We start from the raw sequence: 12,062 nt of genomic DNA on the forward strand, positions 1-12,062 counted from the left end.
ACGCGACCGCGCACTTCGAGGGCATCGGTGCCGAGATCATCGGCGCGGGCATGTTCGGCCTGCACGCCTTCCCCGATGACCCGGACTGGAAAGGCTGGTGGGGCGACGAGCCGCCGTTCCACTGTCCGGTCTTCTTCCTCACCCACGCCCCCCGCCCGACGCTCGAAATCTCCGACACCACCTTCCACTTCATCGATACCAGCATCGAGGATGCGCTGGCCCGCGCCACCGCCGCCGCCGCCGGCAAGGATGTCCGCATCGGCGGCGGCCCCACCACCGTGCGTGCCTTTCTCGAGGCCGATCTCGTCGATCAACTGCATGTCGCCATCACGCCTATCGTCCTTGGCAGCGGCATCGGCCTCTGGGACCACCAGCGCGGCCTCGAAACCCGTCTGCCCTCGATCAAGTCCGAAACCGCCGAAAGCGGCACCATCCACCTGACCTTCGCCCGCTGAGGTCCGGCGACGCGAGGTCATCCGCCTCGCCCCCGGCACGCGACGTCACCCGGCCCTTAATGGCCGCTTCTGGCGCCAACCGGACTCTCGCGAACGACTGCTTCTGGCCCGAAGCGGACATTCGGCGGGCGCAGCCGGAGCAATCGGCAAGCAGCTACCTCAACCGTGGGAGAGCAAACACTTGCTTTGCGCCTGTCGCGAGATGCCTTCACCGATCCGGCACACCGAGGGAATCGAGAAACAGATACCAGAACAATGCGGTTTCTGTTTCGACGCCGTCGATGGCTACGTAGAGCAATCGGTCAAAACCGCCGAGCCGGAAGCCATACGATGCATAGAAGCGACAAGCTGGTAGGTTGTTGCTCTGCGTTTCGAGCCGGATGCCCCGCATCCTCTGATCTCGCACCCAAATAACCGCTGCGTCCATAAGGAGGCGCCCGACTTGCCGTCGACGAGCACCTCGATCGACAGCAAAATCAGCAATTGTGGCCAAGCTGTTCCAGGACTTCCCGACGGCGATGAAACCGACTGGTCGCTCTCCTGATAGTGCCACGAAGACGGCCTGATCAGGGTTGCGCTGATGGGCCGCCAGAGAACGCGCGTCGAAGCTATAGGCCTTACGGTACGGCTTCCGGGTAACGGTCCTGACGACATCTGAACCGTCGAAAGGTGGTGTGGCCTCCTCCTCGATCTGAAATGAATAGTCCAGTTTCGCAAGTTCGCGAAGCAGCTCCGCGGTGGCGAGCACGATGCTTACGTCATGATTGAGCTTCGTCAATTTGGGCCGCCTCCGACGAACACCAGTCCGACGGACTGTAATGGATTTCCCAGACATTCTCGAACCTGTTTGTGGGAATGCCCGGAGCCGACTGAACTCGCACCTTGAGTCGAGTGGTATCTTCCGCCGCAAGTTCCGGTCTTGGCGCGAAGCAGTCGTTCGATATGTCACCTCAGGGTATACCCGGCCGTTGCGTCACTGATCGACCGACAGACGCGTAACATCAGAATTGACATCGACTATTTGTGACATGCGAGCCTCGGGTCAAAACCCTGAGGTGACATATGGCTCGTATCGGTTACGCGCGTGTAAGCACGCTTGACCAGGACCTCGACCTGCAAGTCGAGCGCTTGAAGGCGGAAGGTTGTAGCATTGTACGCTCCGAGAAGGTTTCAGGTGGCAGTCGCGAGGGCCGGGTCGAGCTCGAGACGGTCATCCAGTTTCTGCGGCCCGGCGACGATCTTGTGGTCGCTCGCCTCGACAGGCTTGGCCGAGACACACGCGATGTCCTCAACATTATCCATGAATGCGAGGGTCGCGGTGCCTTTGTAACGGTGCTCGATCCCCATGTTTCGACGCGAGGGGAAATGGGCCAGATCATCCTAACGGTGCTCGGTATGGTCGCTCAGATGGAACGTCGATTCATCAAAGAGCGTCAGCGAGACGGGATCGACCGGGCAAAGGCGGCGGGCATTTATCAGGGAGGGCGCAGCCGAATTGATCGATCTGAGGTCCGTCGACTGAGGGCCGCGGGACTCGGTCCCGCGGCTATTGCGCGCCAAATGGGTTGCTCGAGAATGCAGGTGTACCGGCTATTGTCTGATGACTAAGCTGTCGGTTGAGACCGTAACGCCTGATTGGTAATCAGAGGCTCCCACCCGTCGCCGGCCTCGGCCAAGAACCATCCCAGTCGTGCACCGACATACTCTTTCGACGCGATTCGGACTTTAAAACCGAACTCTTTGGCGAAGGACTTGCGAGATCGAAATCGTCCGGCTCCGTCCAACTCCTCGTACTCGAACATCCCCGTAGCGTCGCTGCCTCTAAGCAAGGCGTCGAGTAAGATCAGCGCGCACTGCGCGTCACTACGTCCGGCCATGGCGAAGCATATGAAGGTCCACGCATGCTCATCTGGATGCAGGCCACACCTTCTCTCTACCGTCTCGAAGAGGAAACTTGAGACCTCTTCAGGATCTTCAAAGTGATTCTTTGCCATTGTCGATCTCCCCCGCGGGGATGAGGCCGCGGTCACACGTTGTTTGTGTTCGGAGAAAGCCACCAAGAAAACGCTCGGAGTGGGACGAACCCGTTGTCTCCAGCGCCATCAGCGCCGTCGATCGATATCCCGGCCGGGCACCTCGCCGCGGCAACCGACTATCTACCAAGGAGCCATGACCAGGTCAACGAGGGGACGAGGTGCGTGATGCCGTCGTGTCCGCTTTGCGCCATGTGTGGACGGCTCCGTGTTGGCAAGAGCTTTGTTGACCTGGTGCGCACTGCTGGTCGGAGCTGCCATGTGTCCGGCCTTTCGATGCGGCGCTTCCGACGGCCGCTAGCCATAATGCTCTCCGCGGATCGGGTCCCGGTCAAAAGCCCGCGCTCGAGGCGCCCTGGCGCAAGTGGGTTGTCCCGGTCCGTGGGCCGACTGGCATGGGTGCGTTACAGGTCTTTGCTCTCTCCAACGTGGTGACGCGGATGGCTCCGCGTGTTCGGTCCCTCAGGCGGGCAACGATGCCCGATTCGGCGGCAAGGCACCAGCCGGCGTAGACGATGTTGATTGTTGGGGTTGAGCGCGGCGGCGCGCTTAGCGCGCAATTCTTCGTTCGTTTACAAGGCCCGCTCGGCCGACATTTCCTACGCCCAGGAATTGAAGGCCATCCTTGTCGACGGAGGCATCGCCCCGGGCGACCTGGAGAAGATCAAGAACGTGGCGTCGCGTTGGCGGCACTCACCGACGCCTCCCCATGACCGCACGGAACACCATGAGCATTGCACAGGGGACCTACGAAATCCGTCTTCGGGGGCATCTCGACCACCGCTGGGCTGATCGGCTCGGGGTTCCAGAGATCACCCACGAAAGCGACGGCACGAGCATTCTGCGTGGCATCGCAGACGACCAGTCCGCGCTTCACGGCTTGCTGCAGCGTGTCCGCGACCTCGGGCTCCAGCTGGTCTCGGTCATTCACTTCGACCCAGATCGATCGGCTTGAAGCTGCCGCAGTGCCCCTCGAATCCATCCACCAGAAGCAAAAGGATCAAGACCATGACCACTCAGCCATTTCACCAAGCCACCGTCGACGCCAACAGCACGGAGACCAGAATGACCCTCGGGGGCCAAACCCTCATTCGGTTAAGCGGCCTCGCCGCTATCGTCGGCGGCTTTATTTTCGCGGGCATTCAGCCTGTCCATCCGGCGGATGTCGTCGCTTCAGTCACCACCGAGGCCTGGGCCATCATCATCTCGCTCAAGCTGGCGATGTGTCTTTTCATTTTGATCGGGATCACAGGTCTCTATGCCCGACAGGTCGACAAGGCCGGCTGGCTGGGGCTCGTCGGCTTCCTGCTGCTGATCGTTTCGTGGTTCCTGCAGACGGGCTTCGTCTTCGCCGAACTTTTCATCCTGCCGCCGCTGGCGACCGCGACGCCGCAGTTTGTCGAAAGCTTCCTCGGCGTGTTTAATGGTTCCCCCGGTGCGATGGACATCGGTGCGATCGTGCCGGCATATGGCGTCGTCGGGATAGCCTACCTCCTCGGTGGCCTGGCGTTCGGCATCGCTACTGTCAGTGCAGGCGTCTTGCCACGCTGGCCGGCCGTCCTTCTCGCGCTGACCGCATTGGTTACCCCGGCTGCAGCGCTGCTCCCACACGCCATCCAGCGCTACGCAGCCATCCCAATGGGGCTGGCTATGGTGACCTTGGGCTACAGTCTTTGGTCGGAGCATCGCCGTGGCCGCATCAACGATACCAAGGTTCGCCAGCTTCGCCAGTCGGCAACAGAATAAGCCACCGATCCAGTGGATCACCAATTCACATCAGCAGAACGGCGCTCATCCGCGAGCGTCGTTCTATCCGAACCCAGGCGAGCAATAATGAGCGGTATCACTGACGGGAGGACATTCCCCGCGTTGCGTCTTAAATGGACCGTCGAGGTAATAGCAGCTCTGGACGGCAGGATCGTCCGGTTCGGCGTTATCCAGCGACTGGTACCCGGAATAACCCCGAAGATGCTCAGTGCTGTGCTGCATCAGCTGGCTCGTGATGGCCTCGTTCACAGGCGTCAATATCCGAGCATACCACCGAGGGTTGATTATGAACTCACCGGCCTAGGAACCCGGCTGGCACAATTGCTCTCGCTACTCACCGACCTTGCGGTGTCATCGAGTGATGAGATCGAGGCCTCTAGGCAACGATACGATCGGCGGGACCGATCGATGCCTTCCGCGATCCAGCGAGGTAATTGAATCCACCTACAGTGAGATCGGATCGAAGGATTGTGCGCAACGACCCCTTCCGGCCAGAAGCGGTCGTCCGCCGTATCTGTGAAGGGCGCACCAATGTCCCACTGGACACCATGAAGTCCACCCGCGAACCGGTGGTGGAATGAAGCGCCCCAATGCCAAGTGCGAAACTGGCCATTGGAGAATGACCCGACTGCATCGCAATTCCGGGCTCCTAACTAGCCGTCTCCAGTGGGGTTTGCGCGACTGCCAGGCCGAATAGACGTGACGTTCCCGAGGGTTAGCCGAAGCACCCATTTGAGAACTAAAAAGCCATGAATATCAATGAGTTAGTGGTGGTGAGGGAGGGACTCGAAATGGTGGTGGAGTTGATCTTAGCTAACCCTCGGAAATGTCTAAGGAATTTCCGACACTATCATTCTCTAAGTTATTGATCGCATTAGCTTATTGACCCCTCCAGCACACTGGTGGTGGCCTTACTTCACACCGGTTTGCGATTGGTCCCTCTCTCTAGGCGGTCGGTTCTTGGGTCCGCTTAGCGCCACAAGCGGTCGTTCCGTCCGCGCCAACCGTTGGCAATGAGTGCCCTTGACGGCAAGGCAGTCGCTTGCCCTTTTCGGGCCAGTCGGTCGAGTTCAAAGTCCGGTCTGCGTTACGATTAAAGAACATTTATTGAGCCGCTGAAGTACCTAAAACGGGTATCTCGGCAATCCTCCTCTCAACGCATCACCGACCGGGACCTTCGAGTCCGGTGCGAGGACGAGCCGCGGCAAGATCAGCCGCGGTGCGCCACTGGTCGACCCGCGAAACCCGGGAGCTGCGCGCTCCCAAAATGGAGGATAGGACCATGACCATCAACAAGCTCGGTATCCTTGCCTTAACGTCTGTCATGCTCGTCGGTGCAGTGGCCAACGGGGTTGTTGCCGGCCCGCTGGAGGATTGCGACCAGGCGCTTCGCAGCGAGCTGCGGCAGATGTGCACCCCCCAGACCGCCGAGGACGTGCTCAAGACAACTTGGCCCGGCGGCACCAACCTCGGAGCTCCCTGCTACGCCGCGGCCGACGCATACTACAATGCGCTCGTGGCGACTCGGAGCGATGCGGTGGTGACGAACGCGAGCGCGAAATTCTGCGAGTATGTCGGCCTCGGCCTCGACCGCGCGGAGTAGCCAACGTCGAGGGGCGGCCTTCGCCTCCCGCCCCTCGACAACTCTGGCCTACCGTTACTCTGAAAGCCCGGCCTTACGCATGCCCTCGATCAAGATTGGCGCGTAAATTCCTCGCGAGAGTCGCTTAGGCGCGCGCTCCGTGGATCCTTCTATCTTGAAGTCGGGGTGGATTCGGAGGACCTCCGCCGCGTGCCGGCGTGCCTCCTCGATCCGTCCGAGCTGTGCGTATGCAATGGCGAGGTGAAGGTGGCCGTTGATGTAGTCTGGTTCGAGCTCGACGGTGCGCTTGCCGAAATCGACTGCCTCCTCGTACCGGCCGGCCAAGTTGTGCGCCACGGCCATCCCGCACAGGAACACATAGCGTATGGGCGCCCCCGGACTCAGCTGTAGGCCTCGGGTGCTGCATGCAATCATCTCGTCGATGTCGCCGACAAACCAGGCGGCAGCGCCTGAGAGATCGAGGACGGAGCTGTTGTTGGGGTTGAGTGCGACGGCGCGCTTGACGAGATCGAGGCCGGAAAAGTCACGCTTATAGAAGAGACGCAGCCAGCCGAAGAGAACGAGCGCCAGTGCATCGTCGGGATCGGCAGCAGCAGCCCGTTCCGCTAACTCGATAGCCACTTCCACGTCGCTTTCGTAGTCGGGTAGACTGGGACCACCGAAGAGGTGCCGCTTTTCGTGGGCCCAAGCGGCGAGGGCCAGCGCGGGCGCGTAGGTGGGATCGAGCGCAACCGCGCGATCGAGTAGCTCGAGTGCCCGCACATAGTTTGGAACCGCACCTGAATTGACCAGCGGCAGCGCCTGCACGTAGAGGTCCCAGGCATCGAGGGTCTCGGGGCGCTTGCTGCGCGCCCGGTCAATCTCAGCTTTGCGGATCTGCGGCTCGATGAGCCCTATCACCGTGTCGGTGATCGTATCCTGGAAATCGAACATGTCCGTCGCGGCGCCGTCGAACCTTTCAGCCCAGAGATGCTCGCCCGTCGCACCTTCAATGAGCTGCGCACTCACCCTGATACGGTCACCTGATCGCCGCACGCTGCCTTCGAGCAGATAGCGCACGCCAAGGTCGCGCGCGGCCTCCCGGGCATCGACGGCGCGGCCTTTATAGACAAAGCTTGAGCTGCGCGAGACGACGGCAAAGGTGTGGAAGCGGCTGAGCGCCGTGATCAGATCTTCGACCACCCCGTCGGCGACGAATTCCTGCTCAGGATCACTGCTGAGGTTGGCGAAGGGAAGAACTGCGATCGCCGGCCGGACGGCGGCGCCGCCTGCTTCACTGCCGGTCGACTCACCCGCTATCAGGCGGTAGCCGAGGTTCCGAACGGTAACGATCCACTCGGTCCCGTCAGCCTTAGTGCCGAGTGCCTTGCGAAGCGCAGTGATCTGAACCGCAAGATTGCCGTCTTCCACGATCACGTCGGGCCAAACGGCGCCAATGAGCGCGTCTTTCTCAACCACCTGCCCACGCGCATCGAGCAGCGCCCCAAGCAACACCGCGCTCCGACCACCAAGCGGAACCGCCGCGCCGTTCTTCGAAACCACCATTCGCTGGCGGTCGAAGGTAAAGGGCCCGAAGCGTTGTGGGGCGTTTTCCGTCATGGGGACAGTATAGCTCTTTGCTTAAGCGCTGGGCAGACGACATGGATTACCTGCTCCCCAGCCGGATGTTGTAGCCCCTTCCTCAGAGTCCGCTTTTGGCCCAAAAGCGGACCCACGTGTTACCCCGTCCGTGTGCCGGACCAAATCATGCCGTGCGAAAAACGTCGGTGCTCAGATACCGCAAACCGGAGTCGACAATGACGGTCGCAACGGTCGCACCCGGGCCAAGTCGCTTGGCTATTTCGAGTGCGGCTACGACGTTGGCACCGGTCGAGCTGCCGGCGAATATGGCTTCCTCGCGGGCCAGGCGCCGTGCCATCGCCTTTGCGTCTGCCGTGGACACGGTCAGTATCTCGGTGACTTCGTCGGCATGGTAGAGCGGTGGTACGAAACCCAGACCGACGCCCTCGATCTTGTGCGACCCGGGAGAGCCACCCGACAGTACAGGGGACTCCGCCGGCTCCACTCCGAACACCGGCAGATGCGGCCGACAACGCCTAAGGGCGCGGCTGGTACCGTGTATGGAATGCGCGGTACTGATCATGTGGACAAAGGCATCAACGCTGCCGTTCGTCTGCTCCCAAATCTCTTCGCCGAGGCCGAGGTAGCCGTCGGCGCCATCTTCATTGTTGAGCTGGTCGGCCCACCAATGCTTTGGCTGCTGGCTGATCTCACCGGCCCTCGCGATCATCGATCGGATCAACTCCCGCGTGATCTGCTTGTTGTCGCTGATGATGTCGGTGAGTTCGGCACCGTAGGCCTTCATAGTCCATCGCTTCTCTTCGCTGAACGCGTCGGAGAACACGAAATGCGAGTTGTAGCCCAGAGCGCCAGCGACCATTGCCAGCGATACACCGGTGGTCCCTGCCGTGTATTCGACCACGGTACCACTTGGCAGAAGGCGCCCGGAGGCGGCAGCGCGCTCGATCATCGTCCGGGCCAGCCGATCCTTCATGCTCCCAGTAGGGTTGGCGGATTCTAGCTTGGCGACAACGCGGGCGCTGCCCTGCGGCACGATGTTGCGCAACTCCACAAGCGGCGTATTGCCAATAGCGTCGAGGATAGACCGATCCATCTGGCTCTCCCAGAACACTCAGAGAGAGACTGTACGCCCTGAGACCGGGCAAAGACAGGGTTCCCCTTTTGGGTTGGACTCTGGTGTCTGCTAAGACCTTTGATGACGCGCGCCACAAGTTCATCACGCTGTCTTCCTCTGCGCCAGCGGCAGCCTGAATTCACCCTAATCGGTAAGCTTTACAGGGGCTGCTGGACGTACAAAAAGGAAGTGGCCGGTCCGCCTGATAACGAGGATGGCTAGCGTCGCCGGTCCGGTCGGTCCAACGGCGATGGTCTTTGCGGAATGCCGTGGAGCATCACAATCCGTGGAAGGTTTCCAACGCTATTGCGAAACCGTCCCTGATCGCTTTCCTCCGATTTCGGCAATTTCGCAGGCGATCGACGTCCGCGCCCACCAACTAGGACCTCGCGAAGGCCATCCTCGATCTGCTGACTATCACGAAGGTGGCGATGCCAGGGCACCTGTATGACCAGGACATGCGGATCCGTGCGGGGCAGCAGATGCTTGCAGCGCTTCGCCCGAGCCGTCAGCGGCCGCGGACCGTGCCGCGTGTCCCACGCGCTACCTCGGGAGACCGGTCGCTGAAGCCTCGCGTTGGTGGGCCTTCTAGGCGGGAGAGGATACCGGCAATAGGCTGCGGTTTTCCAAACAGGTAGCCTTGGCCCTCCCGGCATTGCATTTCGAGGAGTAGCGCTCGCTGCTCTTCCGTTTCGATGCCCTCGGCGATCACCCCCAGTCCAAACTTGTCACCGAGCGCGACGATGGCCTCCACGACTGCGCGGTCCCGCGTGTCCTCGACAAGGCTCTGGACGAAACTGCGATCGATCTTCAGCCTCGTGAGAGGGTACTGCTTCAGCATGCTGAGCGATGCGTAGCCCGTGCCATAGTCGTCAAAGGCGATGCCGACGCCCAACATCCTCAGACGGTGCAGCGTTTGGAGGATCGTGGCGTCATTTCGCAGGATCGTGTTCTCGGTGATCTCGACTTCGATCAGGTGTGCGGGAAGGGCCGTTTCCTCGAGAAGCCGGCCGATCGTCGTCGTCAGTTCGCTGGTCCGCAACTGGGCCGAGAACAGATTGACGCCCATTCTGAGGGGATGGCCCATGCGGTGGAGCCGGGCTGCTTCATTGATCGCCTGGCGGAGGATCCAGGTCCCCACGAGCTCGGCTTGGGGGCCCCGCTTTAGCACCGGAAGGAACTCCGATGGCGTGAGGAGGCCACGTTCCGGGTGGCGCCAACGCACAAGCGCCTCCAAGCCTGTCATTTCCTCCGAAACGAGGTCGACCTGGGGCTGGTAGAAGAGTTCGAACTCCCCCTGTTCATAGGCCCGGCGGAGTTCAGAGGCGAGGGTGAGTTTCCGTTGTGCCGCGAGCCGCAACTCTGGTGTAAAGACGCACGACCGGTTCCGCCCGCTTACTTTAGCGGAGTAAAGCGCCAGGTCGGCGTGCACCATCAGTTCTTCGCTGGTGGTTCCGTGGAGGGGGGCAAACGCGATGCCCACGCTGCAGTTCATTTCAATGACTTGACCGCCGATGACGTATGGCTCGGCAATGCGGTGCTGAAGATCACCAGCCAACGCAATGACATCCGCCTCGGCCTCCTGACCTTCCACGAACAGGACGAACTCGTCGCCGCCCAACCGGGCCACGATCTGATTGTCATCGGCCATTTCGCTCAGTCGGCCTGCCATTTCCCTCAATACCGTGTCGCCGGCGTGATGACCGAGCGTGTCGTTGACGTCCTTGAAGCTATCGAGGTCGATGAGCAAGATTGTCGCAGGTTTCGAGGAAGCCAGCCGCGCGTCGGCGTGCTCCCAGAACAGGGTTCGGTTGGGCAATCCTGTAGTGGGATCGTAGTGGGCAAGGCGCAGAAGGTGTTCGCGCTGCCGCTTGCGGTCGGAGATGTCTCGCACCAGCGCACCAAAGTGGCGCTCTTCGCCCTCGATCCAGCTCGACACCGACAACTCGATCGGGATTTCCGATCCGCCCTTTGTCGCGGCCACCAGTTCAATCGAACGTCCGGGGTAGACGTCGTCAAATGCTGTCCTCGCCACGCCCTTACGGTGAGCGTGCCGCAGCGCTTCGGGAATGATGGTCTCGACGGAGCGACCGATGATTTCGCTCTCGGAGTAGCCGAACATCCTCGATGCCGCGATGTTCCAGAACGTGATCGTCCCACGACTATCCATACAGATGCAGCCGTTCGAGGAAGTCGAGGCGAACTGGGCAAATCGATCCTCGGCACTGCGCGCCCTCAGAGCGGCGCGCTTGGCTTCCGTTATGTCGGTTACCACGCCAATGATGCGCCGGGGTATGCCCTCCGCGTCAAAGTAAACCCGCCCGGACGACGAGAGCCAGCGCTCCTCACCGTTATCGGCACGCATGACCCGGAACTCGTTGGCGATGCGGCCGTCTCCCGCAGGGTCGTGGGCTCGTCGGACGTGGTCTTCCAGCTTGACGCGATCATCAGGGTGCATGCAGCCGAGCAGCACCTCGAAGCTGGCTGGCACGTCCGGCGGCAGCCCCAGGACCTCTAGCTTAGTCTCCGACCACCAGGTATCGCCAGTCGTGTAGTCGTGATCCCAGATCCCGAGGGAGGCGCTCTCCACCGCGAGGCGCAGTCGTTCGTCCCGTGCTGCAATTGCATTCTCCGCGACGCGCCTTGCATGAATGTCGGTGAGCGTTCCAACCCACTCCCGGACCGAGCCGTCCGGCTCCCTGAGCGCAACGCCTCGGGCATGGGCCCACTCATACTTGCCGTTGGCGCGTCGAATGCGGAAATCCACTTCCCAATGACCAACCGATTCCTCCTCCTTGTCCCACAAGGAGAGCATGGCCTCCCTGTCGCCAGGATGCACCGCATCGATCCAGCCTTTGCCTAGGTAGGTTGCGAGGAAGGGTTGCGAGTATTCGTTGGCTCCCCAGCCCTCGAGTAGGGTGCCGTCCGGATCGGCGCGGAAGACGATAGCCGTGCTGCTCTGGATCAAGGCACGGTATCGCTCACCGCCTATCAGCGGGGACAGGCCCTCGGGGACCGGCCCGCGCTCCCCTCTGCTGGTGGTAGAGAGGTGGGCTTCCAACGTGGTTGTCACTGGGAGAACCTTGGCTAGAACGCCGACATCCTGTCGGTCAGGGACGCGTCCGTTGCACAGTCATGGGGGGGCCATTAATGAGGCGTTAATCCAGCCTTGGCCCAGTATTCCTACGTGGCGTGCGGGGCAGGGGCCGGGGAGCAGTTATCTGTCCGCTGACGGGGGTTGGCCGTTACGGGCCTTATAGGCACGAGAGAACGCATTGGCGTTGCTGTAGCCCAGAATCCAGGCAATCTGTGCGACCGACAATCCCGTGCCTCTCAAATATCCCGCGGCCAGGTCGGCGCGCAGGTCATCGAGAATCTGGCGATAGTTGTGCCCCTCCTCCTTGAGTTTACGTGCCAGTGACCTGCCGCTGAGTCCCAACTCCTCGGCGATGTTGCGCTGACTTGCAGTGCCATGCGGAAGACGCGGAGTGATCGCGTTTTCCACCCGC

12 protein-coding genes are annotated in these 12,062 nt (G+C 61.3%); 6 read left to right on the forward strand and 6 right to left on the reverse strand.

All coding sequences use genetic code 11. From position 1 onward, the window contains the following. The coding region (locus tag JWQ89_RS19930) for a dihydrofolate reductase family protein (protein ID WP_299643953.1) at positions 1 to 455 on the forward strand (455 nt) is incomplete at its 5' end. A 208-nt stretch (positions 456 to 663) separates the two neighbouring features. On the opposite strand, the gene JWQ89_RS19935 is transcribed toward JWQ89_RS19930, so the two are convergent. After that, positions 664 to 1,233 carry a GNAT family N-acetyltransferase gene (locus tag JWQ89_RS19935; RefSeq protein ID WP_299643956.1) on the reverse strand — a complete coding sequence of 190 codons (570 nt, stop codon included), beginning with the start codon at positions 1,231 to 1,233 and terminating at the stop codon, positions 664 to 666. A 284-nt stretch (positions 1,234 to 1,517) separates the two neighbouring features. Here JWQ89_RS19935 and JWQ89_RS19940 point away from each other — a divergent pair, with 284 nt between their 5' ends. Beyond that, positions 1,518 to 2,063 (forward strand): recombinase family protein, encoded by a 546-nt coding sequence (locus JWQ89_RS19940; RefSeq protein ID WP_299643957.1) that lies wholly within the window; start codon positions 1,518 to 1,520, stop codon positions 2,061 to 2,063. On the opposite strand, the gene JWQ89_RS19945 is transcribed toward JWQ89_RS19940, so the two are convergent. Beyond that, entirely contained in the window at positions 2,060 to 2,449 is a 390-nt protein-coding gene (locus JWQ89_RS19945) for a hypothetical protein (protein ID WP_299643960.1), read from the reverse strand. The genes JWQ89_RS19940 and JWQ89_RS19945 overlap by 4 nt on opposite strands. Positions 2,450 to 3,215: 766 nt before the next feature. Between JWQ89_RS19945 and JWQ89_RS19950 the strand changes: the two genes are divergently transcribed. From JWQ89_RS19950 to JWQ89_RS19965, 4 genes are all read left to right on the forward strand, one after another. Beyond that, positions 3,216 to 3,443 (forward strand): hypothetical protein, encoded by a 228-nt coding sequence (locus JWQ89_RS19950; protein ID WP_299643962.1) that lies wholly within the window; start codon positions 3,216 to 3,218, stop codon positions 3,441 to 3,443. A 53-nt stretch (positions 3,444 to 3,496) separates the two neighbouring features. Then, positions 3,497 to 4,234: a hypothetical protein gene (locus JWQ89_RS19955; protein ID WP_299643964.1), complete on the forward strand. Its 738-nt coding sequence runs from the start codon at positions 3,497 to 3,499 to the stop codon at positions 4,232 to 4,234. An 87-nt stretch (positions 4,235 to 4,321) separates the two neighbouring features. Then, positions 4,322 to 4,693: a helix-turn-helix domain-containing protein gene (locus JWQ89_RS19960; RefSeq protein WP_299643965.1), complete on the forward strand. Its 372-nt coding sequence runs from the start codon at positions 4,322 to 4,324 to the stop codon at positions 4,691 to 4,693. Positions 4,694 to 5,537: 844 nt separating this feature from the next. Beyond that, positions 5,538 to 5,858, forward strand: a complete 321-nt coding sequence (locus JWQ89_RS19965) for a hypothetical protein (protein WP_299643967.1) — start codon at positions 5,538 to 5,540, stop codon at positions 5,856 to 5,858. A 54-nt stretch (positions 5,859 to 5,912) separates the two neighbouring features. On the opposite strand, the gene JWQ89_RS19970 is transcribed toward JWQ89_RS19965, so the two are convergent. The 4 genes from JWQ89_RS19970 to JWQ89_RS19985 form a co-directional block, all read right to left on the reverse strand. Next, entirely contained in the window at positions 5,913 to 7,457 is a 1,545-nt protein-coding gene (locus JWQ89_RS19970) for a winged helix-turn-helix domain-containing protein (protein WP_299643969.1), read from the reverse strand. A 145-nt stretch (positions 7,458 to 7,602) separates the two neighbouring features. Next, positions 7,603 to 8,532, reverse strand: a complete 930-nt coding sequence (locus JWQ89_RS19975) for a cysteine synthase family protein (protein ID WP_299643972.1) — start codon at positions 8,530 to 8,532, stop codon at positions 7,603 to 7,605. Positions 8,533 to 9,061: 529 nt separating this feature from the next. Next, a complete protein-coding gene (locus tag JWQ89_RS19980) occupies positions 9,062 to 11,626 on the reverse strand; it encodes a bifunctional diguanylate cyclase/phosphodiesterase (protein ID WP_299643974.1) in 2,565 nt (854 codons plus the stop codon). A 144-nt stretch (positions 11,627 to 11,770) separates the two neighbouring features. After that, a partial coding sequence (locus JWQ89_RS19985; protein ID WP_299643976.1) for a helix-turn-helix transcriptional regulator occupies positions 11,771 to 12,062 on the reverse strand: 292 nt, incomplete at its 5' end.

Source organism: Devosia sp., from assembly GCF_028290645.1.
Lineage (GTDB): Bacteria > Pseudomonadota > Alphaproteobacteria > Rhizobiales > Devosiaceae > Devosia_A.